Annotated in this window: 16 protein-coding genes and 1 tRNA gene; 9 read left to right on the top strand and 8 right to left on the bottom strand. The window is 65.5% G+C overall.

The window, feature by feature from the left end; translation table 11 throughout:
* Positions 1–18: 18 nt before the first annotated feature.
* A complete protein-coding gene (gene pbpC / locus H1B27_RS36435; RefSeq protein ID WP_376709022.1) occupies positions 19–2,127 on the bottom strand; it encodes a penicillin-binding protein 1C in 2,109 nt (702 codons plus the stop codon).
* 114 nt (positions 2,128–2,241) lie between these two features.
* Positions 2,242–7,446: an alpha-2-macroglobulin family protein gene (locus tag H1B27_RS36430; RefSeq protein WP_197969361.1), complete on the bottom strand. Its 5,205-nt coding sequence runs from the start codon at positions 7,444–7,446 to the stop codon at positions 2,242–2,244.
* A 404-nt stretch (positions 7,447–7,850) separates the two neighbouring features.
* Here H1B27_RS36430 and H1B27_RS36425 point away from each other — a divergent pair.
* Positions 7,851–7,927: transfer RNA gene (locus tag H1B27_RS36425), tRNA-Arg, on the top strand.
* Between the two features lie 138 nt (positions 7,928–8,065).
* Positions 8,066–8,284 carry a hypothetical protein gene (locus H1B27_RS36420; RefSeq protein ID WP_246515954.1) on the top strand — a complete coding sequence of 73 codons (219 nt, stop codon included), beginning with the start codon at positions 8,066–8,068 and terminating at the stop codon, positions 8,282–8,284.
* Between the two features lie 48 nt (positions 8,285–8,332).
* On the opposite strand, the gene H1B27_RS36415 is transcribed toward H1B27_RS36420, so the two are convergent.
* A complete protein-coding gene (locus H1B27_RS36415) occupies positions 8,333–9,607 on the bottom strand; it encodes a hypothetical protein (protein ID WP_197969359.1) in 1,275 nt (424 codons plus the stop codon).
* Positions 9,608–9,720: 113 nt separating this feature from the next.
* On the opposite strand from H1B27_RS36415, the gene H1B27_RS36410 reads away from it, so the two are divergent.
* Positions 9,721–9,948 (top strand): DUF2171 domain-containing protein, encoded by a 228-nt coding sequence (locus H1B27_RS36410; protein WP_028176428.1) that lies wholly within the window; start codon positions 9,721–9,723, stop codon positions 9,946–9,948.
* Between the two features lie 139 nt (positions 9,949–10,087).
* Here the strand turns inward: H1B27_RS36410 and H1B27_RS36405 are convergent, their stop codons facing one another.
* Entirely contained in the window at positions 10,088–10,300 is a 213-nt protein-coding gene (locus H1B27_RS36405; RefSeq protein ID WP_061881515.1) for a hypothetical protein, read from the bottom strand.
* A 253-nt stretch (positions 10,301–10,553) separates the two neighbouring features.
* Between H1B27_RS36405 and H1B27_RS36400 the strand changes: the two genes are divergently transcribed.
* The gene (locus tag H1B27_RS36400) at positions 10,554–10,748 is read left to right on the top strand and encodes a hypothetical protein (protein ID WP_197488756.1); all 195 of its coding nucleotides are present in this window, start codon (positions 10,554–10,556) and stop codon (positions 10,746–10,748) included.
* 109 nt (positions 10,749–10,857) lie between these two features.
* On the top strand, positions 10,858–11,019 hold the full coding sequence (locus H1B27_RS36395) for a hypothetical protein (protein WP_028176431.1): 162 nt from the start codon (positions 10,858–10,860) through the stop codon (positions 11,017–11,019).
* A 272-nt stretch (positions 11,020–11,291) separates the two neighbouring features.
* Here the strand turns inward: H1B27_RS36395 and H1B27_RS36390 are convergent, their stop codons facing one another.
* The 3 genes from H1B27_RS36390 to H1B27_RS36380 all read right to left on the bottom strand — a co-directional run bounded on the left by H1B27_RS36390 (position 11,292) and on the right by H1B27_RS36380 (position 12,775).
* Positions 11,292–12,047 (bottom strand): hypothetical protein, encoded by a 756-nt coding sequence (locus H1B27_RS36390; protein WP_061881513.1) that lies wholly within the window; start codon positions 12,045–12,047, stop codon positions 11,292–11,294.
* Between the two features lie 183 nt (positions 12,048–12,230).
* Positions 12,231–12,461 (bottom strand): hypothetical protein, encoded by a 231-nt coding sequence (locus tag H1B27_RS36385; protein ID WP_197969358.1) that lies wholly within the window; start codon positions 12,459–12,461, stop codon positions 12,231–12,233.
* A gap of 77 nt (positions 12,462–12,538) precedes the next feature.
* Entirely contained in the window at positions 12,539–12,775 is a 237-nt protein-coding gene (locus H1B27_RS36380; protein WP_061881511.1) for a hypothetical protein, read from the bottom strand.
* Positions 12,776–13,040: 265 nt separating this feature from the next.
* Here H1B27_RS36380 and H1B27_RS36375 point away from each other — a divergent pair, with 265 nt between their 5' ends.
* Complete coding sequence (locus tag H1B27_RS36375; RefSeq protein ID WP_061881510.1) at positions 13,041–13,388, top strand: DUF6481 family protein; 348 nt, start codon at positions 13,041–13,043, stop codon at positions 13,386–13,388.
* A 135-nt stretch (positions 13,389–13,523) separates the two neighbouring features.
* Here H1B27_RS36375 and H1B27_RS36370 read toward each other — a convergent pair whose 3' ends face one another.
* On the bottom strand, positions 13,524–13,769 hold the full coding sequence (locus H1B27_RS36370) for a pentapeptide MXKDX repeat protein (RefSeq protein WP_028176436.1): 246 nt from the start codon (positions 13,767–13,769) through the stop codon (positions 13,524–13,526).
* 314 nt (positions 13,770–14,083) lie between these two features.
* Here H1B27_RS36370 and H1B27_RS36365 point away from each other — a divergent pair, with 314 nt between their 5' ends.
* From H1B27_RS36365 to H1B27_RS36355, 3 genes are read left to right on the top strand one after another with little or no spacing between them, the layout of a single operon-like run.
* Positions 14,084–15,106: a TRAP transporter substrate-binding protein gene (locus tag H1B27_RS36365; protein WP_197969357.1), complete on the top strand. Its 1,023-nt coding sequence runs from the start codon at positions 14,084–14,086 to the stop codon at positions 15,104–15,106.
* A complete protein-coding gene (locus tag H1B27_RS36360; RefSeq protein WP_028176438.1) occupies positions 15,103–15,657 on the top strand; it encodes a TRAP transporter small permease in 555 nt (184 codons plus the stop codon). The genes H1B27_RS36365 and H1B27_RS36360 overlap by 4 nt, the downstream gene beginning before the upstream one ends.
* On the top strand, positions 15,654–17,012 hold the full coding sequence (locus H1B27_RS36355) for a TRAP transporter large permease (RefSeq protein ID WP_126257748.1): 1,359 nt from the start codon (positions 15,654–15,656) through the stop codon (positions 17,010–17,012). Before H1B27_RS36360 ends, H1B27_RS36355 begins: the two co-directional genes overlap by 4 nt.
* Positions 17,013–17,157 lie beyond the last annotated feature (145 nt).

Raw genomic sequence — 17,157 nt, 5'->3', positions numbered from 1 at the left:
CAACCGCTTGAGGCAGGGTCATTGAATTCGAATGACGACTGTGTCCGCGGCGCCCGTGGCGTCGATCACGGTGACCCGGGCAAAGCCCGGTCCGGGCGGATCGATCAGCCGCTGGCGGCGGCCGTCGATCTCGCCGAACGCGGCGCCGTTAACCATGATCGTCATGGGCAGCACACCGCCGGCGACTTTGACCGGCATGGCTGCGTTCTCCCGGCTGCCTGATCGATCGACATCGATCCGCGATCCGTTGAGCGGAAACTGAATGTGCAGCGCCTGCTCGCTCCCGGTGCGCACAAGCTCCCCGACCGGGCGGAACCGCTTCAGGGGCAGCGGCAGCTTGGCGTTGCCCGCCACGAGGGTTCCCCTGGGCGCCTTCGGCAACGGGGCGAGCGTCTTGCCGGTCCTGGCAAAGGCGTCGAACAGGATCGGTGCGGCAGCGACGCGCCCGATCAGGCCGGGAACCGGGGCGCCGTCGGGCCGGCCGACCCAGACGCCGATGGTCATGCGGCCATCGAAGCCGACCGACCAGGCATCGCGATAGCCGTAGGACGTGCCGGTCTTGAATGCGATCCGGTTGTGGGCAGCGTTCTCCGGCGGCGGCGTTCCCAGCAATACGTTGCCGACCTGCCAGGCCGCGACCTGATCGAGCAGCCGGAGGGGCTCGCGGTCGTCCCGATCAGTCACGACCTCACGCAGCGGCTTGGTGGTGCCGAGGCGGGCGAAGCCCGCATAGAGCTGGGCGAGGTCCTGGAGCGTCACGCCCACCCCGCCGAGACCCATGGCGAGCCCTGGCGTCTCGTCCTTGGGCAGAACCAGGTTGCCGCCGGCCTGACGCAGCCGCGAGGTCAGGCGGCTGGAGCCGACGCGGTCGAGCAGCACGATGGCCGGCACGTTCAGCGACAATTGCAGCGCCTTCCTCACCGGCACCGTGCCCTGGAAGGTCATGTCGAAATTCTCCGGCGCGTAGGAGCCGAAGCGGACCGGCCGGTCGTCGATCAGGCTGTCGGGATGGACAAAGCCGTCCTCGAAGGCGAGCCCGTAGATGAAGGGTTTCAGTGTCGAGCCCGGTGAGCGGACGGCGCGGGTCATGTCGACCTGCCCTGCCCGGCTCTCGTCGAAATAATCAGCCGAGCCGACCCGCGCGAGCACGCCGCCGCTTTCGTTGTCGACGACGATGATCCCGACCGAGATGTTCGGCCCGAGCGCGATGGCGCGGTCGCGCGCCAGCGGCTCCAGCACCTTCTGCAGGTTCGCGTCCAGCGTGAGCTTGATGACCGGCGCGTCCTTGACCGTCGAAAGCGCGGTGTCCGAGGCATGCGGCGCCAGGATCGGCATCGGCTTGCGCAGCTTCGGCACGGGCACCGCCTTGGCCTGCCTGGCATCATCTGCGCTGACCACATGCTCCTCGACCATGCGGTCGAGCACGCGGTCGCGCGCCTTGCGTGCCGCGTCCGGGTGGCGGTCGAGCCGGCGCGTTTCCGGCGATTGCGGCAACGCGACCAGCAGCGCGGCCTCCGCCAGCGACAGCCGCTTCGGCTCCTTGCCGAGATAGGCGATGGAAGCCGCGCGGATGCCTTCGAGATTGCCGCCGTAAGGCGCGAGCGCGAGATAGAGATCGAGGATCTGCTCCTTGCTCAGCGTCCGTTCCAGCTCGATCGCGCGCACGATCTGCCGCAGCTTGGCATGAAGCGAGCGCTGCCGCCGCGGCTCCATCAGCCGCGCAAGCTGCATGGTGATGGTCGAGCCGCCCGAGACGATGTGGCCGCGCGTTCCGAGCTGCAACGCCGCGCGCGCCAGCGCCAGCGGATCGAGGCCGTTGTGGGCGTAGAAGCGCTGGTCCTCATAGGCGAACAGCAGTTTCAGATAGGTCGGATCGACGTTGATCTTGGCATCGACCGGCAGACGCCAGCGTCCGTCGGCCATGGCATAGGCACGCAGCAGCTTGCCGTTGCGGTCCACGATGGTGGTGGAGACCTGACGCGCTTCGTCGAACGGGAGAGGACCGAGCGAATAGACCCAGCCGACGAAACCTGCGATGGCGAGGATGAGGGTGAACGCGAGGGCGGAGAGAGCACGAAGGCCCCTGCCCCGCACTCCGTCATGGCCGGGCTTGTCCCGGCCATCCACGTTCTTGCCAGTGGCGCCCAAGTCCGTGGATGCCCGGGACAAGCCCGGGCATGACGACTGAGAATGTGGCGCCGCGTCGCTCATACAATCCCGCTTACGTTCGAACCCACCACCTCACTTCGCCGCCCGCACCTCGACGGTTCCCGTGCCGGTCCGCCCATAGCGCGAGGGATTATACATATCCTCGACATAGGCCTGCGGCAGCACATATTTGCCGGGCGAGACCGCGCGCACGACGTAGGCGACAGTGAACACCGATTTGGAATCCGAGGCGCGGTCGACCGCCGCGGTGAAGCGGTCGTCGCGGAACTCGGTATCCTCAGGCTCCTCGCCATCCTCGATCCAGTCCAGCGTGCCGCTGTCGCCGGAGGACACCAGCTTGGGATTGTCGATCTCCAGGCCCGCCGGCAGATAGTCGGACACCATGATGTGGCCGTATTCCGGCTTGGCCTCGGTGATCTTCAGCACCACCGCAAAGCGCTGGTTCTGCTTGACCTTGCTGATGTCGGCCGGCTTGCCGTCGAGCGTGAAGTAGCTGCGCTCGATCTTGAAGCCGTTTGATGCCGCCGGCTCCGGCGTCACCGGCGAGCCCGACACCGAGACCACCGCCTGCACAGGCGCATCGCCGGTGTTGGTGATCTTCAGCGGCTTGCCGCTCAGCGTGTCCGCCTTGTAGCTGCGGTAGAGCGCGGTCTTGACCGGCTGGCCGTCCACTTCCATGGAGAGGTTCTCCCTGGCCAATGCCCGCGCCGCCAGCACCAGCCACGCATTCTCCTGCGTGGAGGTGTAGGGCGTCAGTCCGCGCGCGGACTCGACCCGCGACACTGCCTGCGTCAACGTCGCTTTCGGCGCGTTGCCTTCACTGGCGAGCGAGACAAGCGCTGCGGCATCGCGGAGCTGCGAACCGTAATCGGTGCGGCCGAACTCCAGCACCGGCTTGGGCGCGAGGCTGTCGAGCGCGGCAGCATAGACCCGCTCGGCGCGATTGCGGTCGCCGACCAGTGCAAGAGCTGCCGCAAGCTGCGACTTTGCGATCGGCGTCGCAAGATTGTTCAGCTTGGTGTCGGCGAGATAGCGGAGATCGCCGATCGGCGCGGCGCCGTTGCGTGCCAGCACGTAGAGGCCATAGGCGAGATCGCGCCCGCCATCCTTCTCCGGCTCGTCGGCATTGACGACGGAGTTGCGGATGCGGTCGAGCGCGGTCTTGAACAGCACGTCCGGCACGGCAAAGCCCTTTTCGCGGGCGCGGGTGAGGAAGTCCGTCACGTAAGCATCGAGCCAGGCATCGTCGCCGCCCGCCGACCACAGGCCGAAGGAGCCGTTCGAGCCCTGGCGGGCCAGCAACCGCTCGATCGCGTCGCGGATGCGCTGGTCGACCTCGGTGTCCATGGCGAGATGCGCGCCGGCGGCGAGATCGTTGACATAGAGCAGCGGCATGGCCCGGCTCGTGATCTGCTCCGAGCAGCCATAGGGATAGCGATCGAGCGCCTTGAGGATCGTCGCCGCGTCGAGCGCGGTGGACAGGCTGGCCGAGACCGAGACGCTGCCGGTGCCCGGCACGAGGTCGGAGAACATGTCCGAGGTCAGCGTCAGGCTCTCGCCTTTCGCCAGGGTGCGGATCGAGCGCCGCGCCAGCACCTGCGTCGCCGCCTTGACGTCGAAGGCATAGTGGCGCGCCAGCGCGAGGCCATTCGGGCCCCGGATGTCGACATCGAGCGTCGCCTGCCCCGCCGCAGTCGCGTCGATCGCGAGCGAGAACGCGTTGCGCTGCTTGGCGGCGAGCTTCACGGTGGTCGCGGGATTGCCGGTCATCTTCACCGGGCCGCCCGTCTTCACGTTGATGACATAGTCGCCAGCCTGGCCTTCGACATTGTCGATCTCGAGATTGACCGTGCCGTGGTCGCCGTTGAGCAGGAAGCGCGGCAGGGTCGTGGTCAGCACCACGGGATCGCGGATCACGACGTCGGTGTTGGCGCGGCCGAGCTTCGTGGCGGTCCACGCCACCGCCATCACGCGCGCGGTGCCGGCGAACTCCGGAATGTCGAAGCTCACTTCGGCCGTGCCGTCGGCGGCGACCGTGACGATGCCCGAATAGAGCGCGAGCGGTTTTTGCGCGGGCGGTGAGCCCTGGAGCTCACCAGCGCCGGCGTCGCCGCCGGACTTGATCTGGCCGCGCGTGCCCGACATGCCGTCGATGAGTTGCCCGTAGAGATCGCGGATCTCCGCGCTCAGGCGGCGCTGGCCGAGATAGTAATCGTCCGGCGCCGGCGGCTTGTAATTGGTGAGGTTGAGGATGCCGACATCGACCGCGGCGATGACGACCTTGGCGTCCTCGCCCGGATTGAGCCCGTCGAGCTTGACCGGGATCTTCAGCGTCGAGTTCGGCCGAATCAACGAAGGCGGCGTCAGCTTCACCTGCAGCGTCCGGGCCTGCTTGTCGATGCCGAACCATTTCAGCCCGATCGCGCGGCCCGGCATGCGCTGGGCCGCCGCATCGAGCGGACGGCGCAGCGTCGCCACGACGTAGGCGCCGGTGCCCCAGTCCTTGCCGACCGGGAGCTTCACCTGTGCGGTGCCTTCCTTGACGTCGATGGTCTGCGTCGTCAGCAGGCGATCGCCGAGCACGTTGACGGTCAGCTTGCCGGCGCTGCGGACGTTGACCGACACCGTCATGGTGTCGCCCGAGGCGTATTGCGGTTTGTCGATCGAGGTCTCCAACAGGTCCGGCGTGTCGGCGCTGCCGTCGGAGTACCAGCCGACGTCGAACTGCACCGAGGTCACCGGGCCGTCGGCATCGTTCGACTTCACATCGAGCCTGTAACGGCCGGGCTGGGGGCTGAGCGAGATGCGCGATGGCTTGTCGGCAGCGATCGTGACGTCGCCGTCGGCCACGCGCGAGGTCGACTTGACCGGCTCGTACTCCCAATAATTGTTCTGGCGGTACCACTGGTAGCGCGACTCCATCTTCAGGAGCTCATAGCGCAGACCATCACGCGGCAGCGTCTTGCCCTCGGGCGAGACGAACACGATTTCGAACTCGGCCTTGTCGCCCTCGGCAACGTTCTTGTCGCCAAACAGGGGCTTGATGCCGATCTGCGCCGCGACGGGCGCGACCGGCAGCACGATCTTGCGCTCGACGGCGCGGCCGCCGGTCTCGACCATGCGGATGAAGATCTGCGCCTCCTGCGGCCGGGTCGAGGCCGGCTGCTTGTCCAGCGTGACCGGGAAAGTCGCAACGCCGTTGGCGTCCGCCTCGGGCAGGTTCTCGAGCGGCGTGCGCTCGTTCGAGCTGGTCTCCTCGTCGTCGACGCCGAACTGATAGCCGGCAAAGCCGGGGCGCTCGCTCGCCGGCGCCACCAGCATGTCGCCTTCGAGCCGGAGGCCGGAAGCCGGCGCGCCATAGAGGAAATGGCCGTCCGCCTTCAGCTCCACTGGAGCATTAGCTTTGATCAGCTTGTCCTTGGTCGACAAATCGAATTCGATCCGATCGGGGACGTAGTCCTCGACCAGGAAGGTGGTCTCGCCGACGGACGATCCCTTCGGATCCGTGAAGGCGCGCACCCGCCACGTTCCGGTGGAGACGGCCGAGTTGAGGGGCACGGCCAGCGTGCGGCCACCGGCGCCCTGGTCGGCCAGCACGGCGCGGCGGAATTCGACGCCGTCGGGACGCTCGATCACCAGCGTCATCGGCCCGCCGGTGACGGCATTCCCCTGACCGTCACGCAACAGCGCGGTCAGATAGACGGTCTCGCTGGAGCGGTAGACGCCGCGCTCGGCATAAACGAACGCGTCGGCGCCGGCCGGCACCGCACGGCCCGAAACGCCGCGGTCGGACAGATCGAAGGCGGAGGACTTGAGGCTGAGGAAGGCATAGTCGGCTTTCTCGCCGGTGACGGTGAGCATCGCCGGCGACAGGCCGCCTTCACCGCGCCCGAGCCCTGCTTCGAACAGCACGTGGCCGCTGTCGTCGGCCTTGCGGGTGGCCAAAATCTCGTTGTTGCGAGCAACCAGCCGCACCTCGGCCTTGCCGACCGGATCGGTCGAGGCCAGCGAGTTCACGAAGACATGGATGCCGTCATTACCGGAATAGGCGGAGACGCCGAGGTCGGAGACGATGAACCATTGCGTCGCGAGCTGGGACTCGTCGTCCGAGCCCGGGCCCTTGGCCGCGGCGGTCATCACGTAGACGCCGGGCTGGAGCTCGCCGAGCGCCTGGTCCACCGGGAATGCGGTGGTGACGTCCTGGTTCAGCGTCATCGCGGTCGCGAGCTCGCCGGACCAGACCTTGACGCCGCGCTGGTCGCCGAGATCGGAGAGCTGGTATGTCGACAGCGTCCTCTGGAAGTCGCTGTCGACCACCGTGTTGATCAGATTGCGGTCGCCGATCCGGAAGACGTTGATGTTGACCGCGGGCGTGTTGACGCTGACCACGGGAATGCCGCGCTGGCCGGTCCGCGGCAGCACATAGGCGCGGCTGGTGAAGCGCACGAACGGCTTGCGGTCGCGCACATAGATGTTGAACTCGGCCGATTTCGGCAGGCCCTCCTTCACCGTGGACGGCAGGCCGGCGCGCAGATTGATGTTGTAGCGCTCGCCGTGCTTCAGCCCGTCGACGCAGAGCTGCTTGCCTTCTGCCGACAGAGCCGGCTTGTCCTGCCCCGCCAGCGCCAGGAACGGCGCGAAGTCGGTCCGCTTGGCAAGCTCTTCCGAGAACTGGAAGCAGGCCCGCGGGCTCGCCGAATCCGAGTCCACGGTGTAGTCGAGCAGCCGGAAGCCGTGCTCGTCGCGCATCTTCTCATATTGACCGCGGACGTCGGCGACCTCACGCATGTCGAGCGACAGCCGCAATGCATCCAGCGCCGGCCGCCACAATTTTCGTTCGGCCAGCGACTTGCCGAGCACGGCGAGCGCGTCGGCCTCCTCGCCGGGGTTTCCGGCGCGCTGATAGGCGATATAGGCGGCGGTGGAAGCGCGCTCGAGCAGGAAGGTCTGCTCGCTCGAGCTCTTCGGCGAGATCTGGAAGATGACCTTGGCAAGCCGCAGCCAGTTGCCGGCATCGTCAGGCGTGGTGGCCGCGATCTGCCCGAGCACCGACAGCCCGGTGCGGTAATCATTACGCCGGAAGGCGGCGTCGGCATCCGTGCGCAGCGTCGCGCTGGACTTGGCGACGGGCCCCGCCTCGCTCTTGATCTGGGCCTCCAGCTTGATCGCGGAATCGGCGAGATCGTCGCGTTTGAAAGCCTTGTCGGCGGCCTGCGCAGCGACAAGGCCGAGCGCCAGCGCGACGCAGATCGTGACGGCGCGAACAAGACCGATCATGGATGGACTCCCGGAAATCGCGGACGAACGCCGCTTGTCGCATGAGATGCGCGGAAAGGTGACGGACTCAAGGCGATGGAACCAAAGGTGCAAATCGTCGCAATCGCCATGACAAGGCAAGCCCAGAGGAGACCGATCAAGATACCGCCGCGCACGCCGTCCTGATGGCGCAGCAATACCGGACCAGTCGACCAGCGGCGGTGTCCCGGAAGCTCCTCAGCGGTCCCGGCGATGTGATCCATCTTCCAGTCCGCTGCCGCTCAACCCGGCACCCTGACACGCCACTGTTCCACTTTGTCGCGGCATTGAGGAAAACGGTTCGGTTCAGGCTTGGCGAAACACCAGATTTTTCATATTGGCATGTTAGATGAACGGCCAGCCCCCCAGACCGGGCGGCTCAAAACGGTCCCGTAGCTCAACTGGATAGAGTAGCGGATTTCTACTCCGCGGGTTGCAGGTTCGAGTCCTGCCGGGATCGCCAGTTCATTGATTTGTCCAGCCTTCACGAATGCGTGGGTCACTCCGCTCCGGGCTTTCAACCGAGCACATCGGCCCTATCTATCCGCCGGGCGAAGTGTGCCCGAGAAGGACTCTGATGCCTCAACCCGAATGGACGAGAATGGCGATCGCATCTGCGGTGGCGATTGTCGCAATGTCGTACTTGGCGATTGACGCAGGCCTCGTGAACACCAATGTGGTCACAAAGCCCATCAAGGTGGCGCAGGCATCGATCTTCGGCGCCGCGACGGGCCAGCATCACCTTGCCTTTGCCGTTCAGGAGTGGGCGCGTCGCGGCCACGAGAGGCCCGTCCTGGAGCACTGCCTGGCGGTCGATTGATGCGTGTCGCGCCTCGCGCGGCTGTCGCCGATCCCGCGCATTCACCCTTCACCTCTGATGCGCCATCCACCACCGCGCGATTGCGGCGGCCAGATCATTCCAAAGCTCCGTCGGAAGATCCGGGACCGCCACCCGGACGCTATACTGGTCCGTGGTCGCATCGTGAAACCACTCGGTCGCCGCGAAATCGAAGCCGAAGCTGCCGGCGTGGCGGATGGGGAAGCCCTCCCCGCGCAATTCGCTGCTCATCTTTTCGGCCGCCTGCCGCGCTGCCGCCTCGTCGAGCACGCGCTTTCCCCGGAGGGTCACGTACAGACCGTGGGTGAAATGAAGCTCGGCCGAGAGCGCCGGGAGCTTCGCGGCGAAATATCGAGCCGTGCTGCGGCCGTTGCGCAAGATCGCCGCGACACGCCTCTTCGTGAGGGCCCAGTACGCCGCACTGCCTGCAAAGGGCGGGAAATGCGCCGGCAACGCCGCGCCGCCGAGCAGCCGCACCGCGCTTCGCGTTTCGGACGCGAGACGAGCCCATTCAACGCCCCCTGCCCGCTGCTGCTGATGCTCGTTCCCTTGCACGAAAACGGCTGAGCCGAGCCGGCCATATTCCGCTCCGAGCGAATCGAGCTTGTTGTGGCTTCGCACCAACACCTGCGGGATTCCGTATCGCCGGGCCCATCTCAGGACACGCCTGATGCGGCCTGACCTGCCGGCGAAGCATGTCGTGTCGAAAACCAGGAGGTCGAGGCCCGAGCCGTCACAGCGCAGCGCCGCCTCGAAAGCGCCGGCGAAGGAGCAGGAATCCAACAGAAGTATTCGCGGCGAGTTTGCCGGAACAAACGCATCGCCCAGCGGCAGCTTCAAGACCTCGAGCCGCAAATGCGGGACGAAGCCCTGGATCAGCTCCAGCGTCTCTCCATAGGAGCCTGGAAGCACCAGGACATCGGCCTTCTCGACAATTTGCGCGGAGGCGAGCAGCACGGCGGAGATCGCGGCCATGCCCGAGGCGGTATAGACCGCGGTGCTCGTGCAGCCCCAGTCGAGTTCATAGAACGAAGGACCGCGCACCGTGAGATCGGCCCGCTGGTAGTCGTAACTGAACGCGAACGGCCCGCTGACGGGATCGGCCGTATGCGACCACGCTGTCTCCGTCGCCTTCCACTCCTGCAACTCGTGCTCCGCCCTCAGCGCGGCAGTGATCTGGAATTTGGACCTGACGACCTCGTCGACCGAACGCGGACACGCCAGATCGAACCGGCTTCTCAGGCAGTCATTCAACAGCCTGAGTTCCTCGTGCTTTCGCTCCAGATAGGCTCGAATGGTCTCCATGCGCTTCTTGACGGTTCCGATGGGACGTCAACGTCCGGAAAACGCCGTGGGTCCAACGCGCCCGCTGCAACGAACGCGCGTCCTCGCAGTTGAATCCACACAAGGAGGACAGCATGGCTGACATCAGAGAGCACATGAAGATCATCGGCAAGGACGGCGCACATGTCGGCACCGTCGATCGCGTCGAGGGCAATCGCATCAAGCTGACGCGCAAGGACAGCCCGGAAGGTCACAAGGACCATCATCACTACATCGATACGAAATATGTCGGTGCCGTCGAAGGCGATATCGTCAAGCTGTCGGTGAATGCCGACGCCGTACCGAAGACGGAAGCTGCCTGAAACACTGAGCTGAAACACTGAGCCCCTTCGGGGGCTTTTTGTTTGTTCACGATCCGACTCCGCTTCGTTCGCAAAGCACGAATCGCGATCGCAAATTGCGAGGCCGAGGATTCGTTAATGACCGGTTCAGCCAGGTCGGTCATGCACTCACGAGCACGGGCCGCAGCCGATAGGCATCGATCGCGGCATTCGACAGCAACAGCCTGCGTCGCTCTCCACGCAACATCATGCGGTCGATCCGGTTCAAGATGAAGCGGGCTGAATCCTTGTGCTCGCCCGTGAGCAGGCCGGACTGGTCGAGATATCGCCAGGCGATCTCGAAAGACTGTGCGCGTAGCTCGGGATCGGTCATAGCCGCACAACGCTGCCCTGGAACGAATGTTCCTGCGCCCCAAGCGCGCGAGCCGTGCAGGAGCTCAGCGCCGCGGACCGATGCGGAACGAACGCGCAAGCAGGGCGTTGCACATCCGACTCGAGTGGTGCCGACCTGCCAACCCCGGTCGGCTTTGAAGGACCCCGTGCTTGTCCCCCGAGCACGGGGTTTTTCTCATTCGGCCGCCCTATTCAATCCGAGCCATGTGGCCGGCTGACGATGAGGAGTCGACATGCTCATCGTGTGGATCGCGGACGAGCTGATGCCACGCCAGGGCCAGCTGGATCAGCCGCTGCCGGTCGGCACCTTCGGCCTCCGCGGCCCGCTTCATTGCGGCCTCGGCTTCGTACTGTGGATCGTACTCGGTGCACATGGGGCGACCCTAGCCGGTCATCTGGACAAGCCCATGGCAATTTCGTCCGTATGATTGCGGGGTGCTTTGAGGCCTCACGGACAGATCTGTGAACTACGTCACAGCCTGTCCCCGGCAATCTCCGCTAAACAGCTCTTCGACGCTTCTTGGATGAGGCCCGGCCATGACACGCAAAGCAGCCACGGAAGTCATCGTCCCGAAGCAGCGACATAGCTCCAACCTGCTTGGCATCGCGTATCTTGGTACCATCGGCGTGGTGATGGTCGCCTGGATCGGCAGCCTGGTCTGGGCCACGATGGCATTCTTCAGCTGGCTCGTGTCCTGACGCGCGAGGCGAGCGATCGTCCTCGTCCATTGCTTTAGAACAGGCAAGACAGCGCCTGAGAGAGTTTGATCCCGCCGCAAACGATCATGGCCCAAAGCGCCACGCTGATCTGGATGGCATCCAGCATGTCCCACATCCCCCGCGAATCATCCGGATATTTTTCTTTTGAGACTTGCGTGAGGCGGCCGCCAGCGCCAGCGCTCATTTGAAGCCGGCGCACAAAAAAAGAGGCGGGCCTGGGCCCGCCTCCGTACTCAATCCGCTTGGAAAACTCAGTAGCACGCCCGGGGATCGGCCTGCACATATTGGCCGTTCGGATAACGGTAGTAGCAGGTGCCTTGCGCCCAGTAGTAGCCGGGCTGGGATGCAGCGGTGGCGCCGGCGATCGCGCCCGTCGCGCCGCCGAGAACCGCGCCCGCGGCGGCTCCTGTTGCGTTGCCCGAGATCAGGCCGCCCAGCACGCCGCCGACGATCGCGCCGCCGAGTGCGCTGGCGCCGGGGTCAGCCGGTGGCGGAGGCGGAGGTGGTGGCGCGTAGGCGACGGGAGGCGGGCCATAGGCCACCGGCACGTCGTCGATATAGTCCTCCGAAATGTAGGCAGGCGGGCCAGCCATTCGCTGCGGATAATAATACCAGACGCCGCCAACGTCCCACCACCAGCCGGAGCGTCCGTTGCGGACCTCATGACGCCAGCGGCCGCCTTCCCAGGCGCGATTGCCGCGATAGGTGTGTCCGCCCCAGTCACGTTCCGGAGCGGGCCCGCGAGCGACGTGACGTCCCGGCGGCGGGCCGCCGGCATTGTGCCGACCGGGACCCGCATGGGGCTGGTCAGTGGGCCGGGCCGCCTGCTGCGGAGGACCTTTGCGCATGTTCTGATTGGGCGGGGGTGGCGCGCCCACGCCCTGGCGGCCTGGCGGCGGAGCGGCATCCCTCGTCGGCCTTGCGTCCTGAGCCTGCGCCGAAAGCGCCAGCAACGACACGGCCGAAACCATTGGAATGATGATCTTCATGCGTTTGGACGCACTCATGCGTGCTCCCCCCCTGCTCTCTCGATCGCCGTCATTCCTTGCGCGATAGACGATTCGCTCGCACCACGCTTATGCCGGCCGACATAACTGACCTGCTTGATCGGCTAAGTCCCGTTACAAATGATTAAGATCACGGCTATTTTTGGCCTCGACGGGCTCCCAGCGGGCCGCGCTGAAGCGCCTCTAGCGAGCCGGCTCAATCACGTTGCAGTTGGTTCGCCCGGACATCAGGCAATCCTGCATCTTGCTGGCTGCGGTGAGGTCCCGGGCAAGCCACCAGCCGACGCCAAGAATCACGATCGCGATGATCAATCCCGCGATCGCGCCACGGCGGTCGTTCCCGGACTGGCGCTGGGGTCGACTGTTCGGGCGAGGATTCGGCTTCTCGCCGGGGTCGGACTTGGGCTCGGACATGGCCGCCTGATCGCGCTGGCGAGGCGGCTTTATCACCTCTGCGGCCTCGCGTCACATCCGGATCGGCCTGCCCGAATTCAGCCCCGGGGCGGCGGGGTCGCGTCCTTGCGTGAGGTTTCGATGGCCGGGATCGCCCGCTGGACCCGCGGTGCGCAGGTCGTGAGCACGAATGCGGTCTGGCTGCATTCCCAGTCCGCGCCCAGCACGGCACTGTCGACCGGCTGCGGGCGCGCGAACAGCACTGCGGCGCCGGTCACTCCTGCCAGGACGAAGGCAATTGCGAGCGCCTTCAGGCTCGGTCGGAAGGTCATCATGCCCGTGCTCCGTCTCGTTCCGGGCGGACGCTAGGCGTCGCGCTCATGCTCCCTTATGAGGGACATCACAATTCAGCAGTTTTTCCGGGCTACGAGAGATCGTCGGGGGGGCGATTTTTCGTTGACCTGATCGGCTGCGATTATGGGTGGCTTCGCGACGCGCGCCGATGTACACGCTACAGCGTCGCGTGGCGCCCGCTATGCCCAGCCGACGTACCAACAGGCACGAATGTAGGATCGAAAGCGAGGAAGACAAGGCTCGTAGATGAGTGGATTCAGGGAACCCGGCTTCACGGACCGGCAAAAGGCGGCGCAGGAAGCCCGCAAAAATCTTTTGAACAAATTCAAATCGCAACCGGGCCCCGACGATCCGGCGGTGCTTGCGCGCCGTGCTGAACGCGAGGCACTCGCGGCCAAGCGCGCCGAGGCGAAGGCTGCGCGCGAGGCGGAGAAGGCCGAGCAGAAGCGCATCGAGGAAGAAGCCAAGGCGGCCGAAGCCGAACGGATCGCGCGCGAGGCCCAGGAAGCCGCCGAGAGACTGGCTGCGCTCGAAGCCGAGCAAAAGGCCAAACGCGACGCGCGCTACGCCGCCCGCAAGGCGAAGCGCAAGTAACAAGCAAGGTGCGCTCGTAGCGCCCCATTGAACTTGAACCAAAGCACAATTCCGGAGACGGCCTGAGAGGCCGCCGCCGGAATTGGAGGGTGCGCGGCCTGCCCCAGGGCAGGCGCCGCGCGAGGACGACGAAGATCAATTCTTCTTCATCATCCCGTCGTCTTTCTTCATGCCGTCCTTCGACATGTGGTCCTTCTTCATGCCGTCGTCCTTGGACATGGTGTCCTTCTTCATCATGCCGTCCTTGGACATCGTGTCTTTCTTCATCATGCCGTCATCCTTGCCCATCTTGTCCTGAGCAAAGGCGGCCGGGGCAAAAGCGAGGCCGAGCGAGAGAGCGGCGGCCGAGAGGCCGAGCACGATGCGGGTGCGAATGGTCATGGTTCAACTTCCCTTCGAGATGGACTTTGTCAGCGACGGACGCCGCTATCCATCCTGACGGGTCGCCAGCCGGCGTTGTTACGCCGCCGCCGACAAATTTCGGTGAGCCTTCCCCTATCTCTCGTTCGGCGTACTTCCGGGCTCGCAACCAGGAAGTGTGCAGTGCAGCACGGCCAGCCCTTGCCCGGACGTTCGGTCTCGAACTATCAGATGAGAGAATATCGGGTGGACGACCGGCTAGGATGGGCCTACCTGCCGGTCTGAAGGACTAGACTGAAATCACACCAACAAGAATCGTCCAAGGAAATCACGCCATGCTCACGCGCCGCCATCTGCTCGCGACCGCCGTCGCTGCGCCCGCCATCCTCCGCTTCGGCACCGGTACGGCGCACGCCGCGACCACGCTGAAGATCTCGCATCAATTCCCGGGCGGTACCATCGACAAGGGCGATTTCCGCGACCGGCTCTGCCGCATGTTCGCCGCCGAGGTCAGCAAGCGCAGCAATGGCGACATTGCCGCCGAGATCTATCCGAACTCCTCGCTGATCAAGACCAACGCGCAGTTCTCCGCGATGCGCAAGGGCGCGCTCGATATCAGCCTCTATCCGATGCCCTATGCCGGCGGCGAGGTGCCGGAGACCAATATCGGCCTGATGCCGGGCCTCGTGACCACCTACGACCAGGGCCTGCGCTGGAAGAAGGAGCCGGTCGGCAAGGCGCTGACCGATTTCCTCGCCGACAAGGGCATCATCCTGCTCACCTGGGTCTGGCAGGCCGGCGGCGTCGCCAGCCGCTCCAAGCCGATCGTCGCGCCTGAAGATGCCAAGGGCATGAAGGTGCGCGGCGGCTCGCGCGAGATGGACATGGTGCTTCAGACCGCCGGGGCTTCGGTGCTGTCGGTCCCCTCCAACGAAATCTACGCGGCGATGCAGACCGGCGCCTGCGATGCCGGCATTACCTCCTCGACCAGCCTGATCTCGTTCCGCCTCGAAGAGGTCGCGAAGTCCCTGACCTCGGGCGCGGGCGCCTCCTACTGGTTCATGCTCGAACCCCTGATGATGTCGAAGGCGATCTTCGACAAGCTGCCGAAGAACCATCAAGACATTTTGCTCGCGGTCGGTACCGAGCTCGAAGCCTTCGGCCGCAAGGGCGCGCAGGACGACGACGTCGAGGTCGCCAAGGTCTACGAGAAGGCCGGCGCCAAGGTCTCCGCGCTCGACGCCGCGACCGTCGGCAAGTGGCGGGACATCGCCCGCGACACCGCCTGGAAGGACTACAGCGCCAAGACGGCGACCGCGGCAAACCTGCTCAAGCTCGCCATCGACGTCGCGGCATGAGTCACGGTCCGCTTCCGGACCGCGACGACAAGACGATCGCTGCCGCAGGGACCGGCCTTGCGCCAGCAATCGATCGCGGTCTCGCCGTCCTCAACAGCATCATCGTGGTGTTCGCGTCGATCGCGCTGGTCGCGGCCTGCACCATCCTGAGCTACAGCGTGCTCAGCCGCGCTCTATTCAAGGCCGCCAATTACTGGCAGGACGAGGCCGCCGTGTTCCTGCTGGTCGGCGCGACTTTCATGACGGCGGCCTACGTGCAACAGAACCGCGGCCATATCGGCATCGAGGCCTTCGTCGGGCTGCTCTCGCCGCTGGCGAACCGGATCCGGCTCTGGCTGGTCGATGCCGCCACGTTCCTGTTCTGCGCCTTCTTCACCTGGAAATCCTGGACATTGGCCCATGAAGCCTATGTCGACGGCCAGGTCTCGAACTCGATGTGGTCGCCGCCGCTCGCCATTCCCTATTCGCTGATGGCGCTCGGGATGAGCCTGCTCTGCATCCAGATCCTCGTGCAGCTTGCGCTGCCATTCGTCGGAGCCAAGCGGCCATGAGCGTTTTCGGTATCGGCGTCGCTTACGGCATCGTGACGCTGCTGGTGATGTTCTCGGGCATGCCGATTGCGTTCGCGCTCGGCGCGGTCGCGGTCGTGTTCATGGGCATCTACATGCCCTCGGCCTCGCTCGATACGGTCACGCAGAACGTCTACGAGGAAATGGCCTCGATCACGCTGCTGTCGATCCCGCTCTTCATTCTGAAGGGCGCCGCGATCGGCAAATCGCGCGCCGGCCAGGATCTCTATTCAGCCCTGCACGCCTGGCTGCACCGGGTCCCCGGCGGCCTCGGCGTCGCCAACGTCTTCGCCTGCGCGCTGTTCGCGGCGATGGCGGGCTCCTCGCCCGCGACCTGCTCGGCGATCGGCTCGGCCGGCATCCCCGAGATGCGCAAGCGCGGCTATTCCGGCGGCTTTGCCGCGGGGATTATCGCCGCCGGCGGCACGCTCGGCATCCTGCTTCCGCCCTCGATCACCATGATCCTGTTTGCGGTTGCGGCCGAAAAGTCGCTGGGGCGGCTGTTCCTGGCCGGCATCGGGCCCGGCCTCCTGCTGGTCACGCTGTTCGGCGCCTACGCCGTGATCCGCTTCCGGCAGGAATATGCCGCGGCCGAAGCGGCCTACAAGAACGGCGGACCGGAGGCTCCGATCCTGCAGCGTGACGAGTACACGCTCGCCGAGCGCTTCAGCGTACTGCCGCGCGTGATCCCGTTCGTGCTGCTGCTCACCGGTGTCATGATCGCCCTCTATGGCGGCTACGCCACGCCGTCGGAGACCGCAGGGCTCGGCGGCCTGCTCGCGCTGGCGCTGATCGCCGCGATCTACAGCGTGTGGCGGCCGAGCGACCTTGCCCCCATCATGAAGTCGACGATCCGGGAATCGACCATGCTGATGATGATCATCGGCATGTCGCTGCTCTATTCCTACGTGATGAGCTATCTGCACATCTCGCAATCGGTCGCCGAATCCATCGTCGCTATGCACCTGCCGCGCTGGGAGCTGCTGTTCGCGATCCTCGTCATGGTGGTCGTGCTCGGCTTCTTCCTGCCGCCGGTGTCGATCATCCTGATGACCGCCCCGATCATCCTGCCGCCGCTCCGCGCCGCCAATTTCGACATCATCTGGTTCGGCGTGGTCATGACCATCGTGATGGAGATGGGGCTGATCCACCCGCCCGTCGGCCTCAACATCTTCGTCATCCGCAACGTCGCGCCTGATATTCCCCTGCGCGAGGTGATCTGGGGCACCCTGCCCTTCGTGCTGCTGATGATGCTCGCGGTGCTGCTGCTGTGCTTGGTACCGGGGATCTCGACCTGGCTGCCGGATCTCGTGATGGGGCCGGACGGGAGCAGGTGACGCAATCGCAACTGCCGCAGGGTGGGTTAGCTGTGCGGATGCGCGAAGCGCAATCCGCGCGGCGTAACCCACCTCGTCGTCCGTTAAGAAGCCGAATTGAGCGGGGCCGGACAGGCGCGCGTGCGCCAGAGCTGGATCAGGAACA

The sequence above is a fragment of the Bradyrhizobium diversitatis genome, assembly GCF_016031635.1.
GTDB lineage: Bacteria > Pseudomonadota > Alphaproteobacteria > Rhizobiales > Xanthobacteraceae > Bradyrhizobium > Bradyrhizobium diversitatis.
This window is presented reverse-complemented; position numbering and strand designations above follow the sequence as displayed.

Excerpts from the sequence above, each read along its gene's own strand:
- H1B27_RS36430 (WP_197969361.1), bottom strand. The coding sequence starts at position 7,446 with ATGATCGGTCTTGTTCGCGCCGTCACGATCTGCGTCGCGCTGGCGCTC.
- H1B27_RS36420 (WP_246515954.1), top strand. The coding sequence starts at position 8,066 with ATGGCGATCGCATCTGCGGTGGCGATTGTCGCAATGTCGTACTTGGCG.
- H1B27_RS36415 (WP_197969359.1), bottom strand. The coding sequence starts at position 9,607 with ATGGAGACCATTCGAGCCTATCTGGAGCGAAAGCACGAGGAACTCAGG.
- H1B27_RS36410 (WP_028176428.1), top strand. The coding sequence starts at position 9,721 with ATGGCTGACATCAGAGAGCACATGAAGATCATCGGCAAGGACGGCGCA.
- H1B27_RS36405 (WP_061881515.1), bottom strand. The coding sequence starts at position 10,300 with ATGACCGATCCCGAGCTACGCGCACAGTCTTTCGAGATCGCCTGGCGA.
- H1B27_RS36400 (WP_197488756.1), top strand. The coding sequence starts at position 10,554 with ATGCTCATCGTGTGGATCGCGGACGAGCTGATGCCACGCCAGGGCCAG.
- H1B27_RS36395 (WP_028176431.1), top strand. The coding sequence starts at position 10,858 with ATGACACGCAAAGCAGCCACGGAAGTCATCGTCCCGAAGCAGCGACAT.
- H1B27_RS36390 (WP_061881513.1), bottom strand. The coding sequence starts at position 12,047 with ATGAGTGCGTCCAAACGCATGAAGATCATCATTCCAATGGTTTCGGCC.
- H1B27_RS36385 (WP_197969358.1), bottom strand. The coding sequence starts at position 12,461 with ATGTCCGAGCCCAAGTCCGACCCCGGCGAGAAGCCGAATCCTCGCCCG.
- H1B27_RS36380 (WP_061881511.1), bottom strand. The coding sequence starts at position 12,775 with ATGATGACCTTCCGACCGAGCCTGAAGGCGCTCGCAATTGCCTTCGTC.
- H1B27_RS36375 (WP_061881510.1), top strand. The coding sequence starts at position 13,041 with ATGAGTGGATTCAGGGAACCCGGCTTCACGGACCGGCAAAAGGCGGCG.
- H1B27_RS36370 (WP_028176436.1), bottom strand. The coding sequence starts at position 13,769 with ATGACCATTCGCACCCGCATCGTGCTCGGCCTCTCGGCCGCCGCTCTC.
- H1B27_RS36365 (WP_197969357.1), top strand. The coding sequence starts at position 14,084 with ATGCTCACGCGCCGCCATCTGCTCGCGACCGCCGTCGCTGCGCCCGCC.
- H1B27_RS36360 (WP_028176438.1), top strand. The coding sequence starts at position 15,103 with ATGAGTCACGGTCCGCTTCCGGACCGCGACGACAAGACGATCGCTGCC.
- H1B27_RS36355 (WP_126257748.1), top strand. The coding sequence starts at position 15,654 with ATGAGCGTTTTCGGTATCGGCGTCGCTTACGGCATCGTGACGCTGCTG.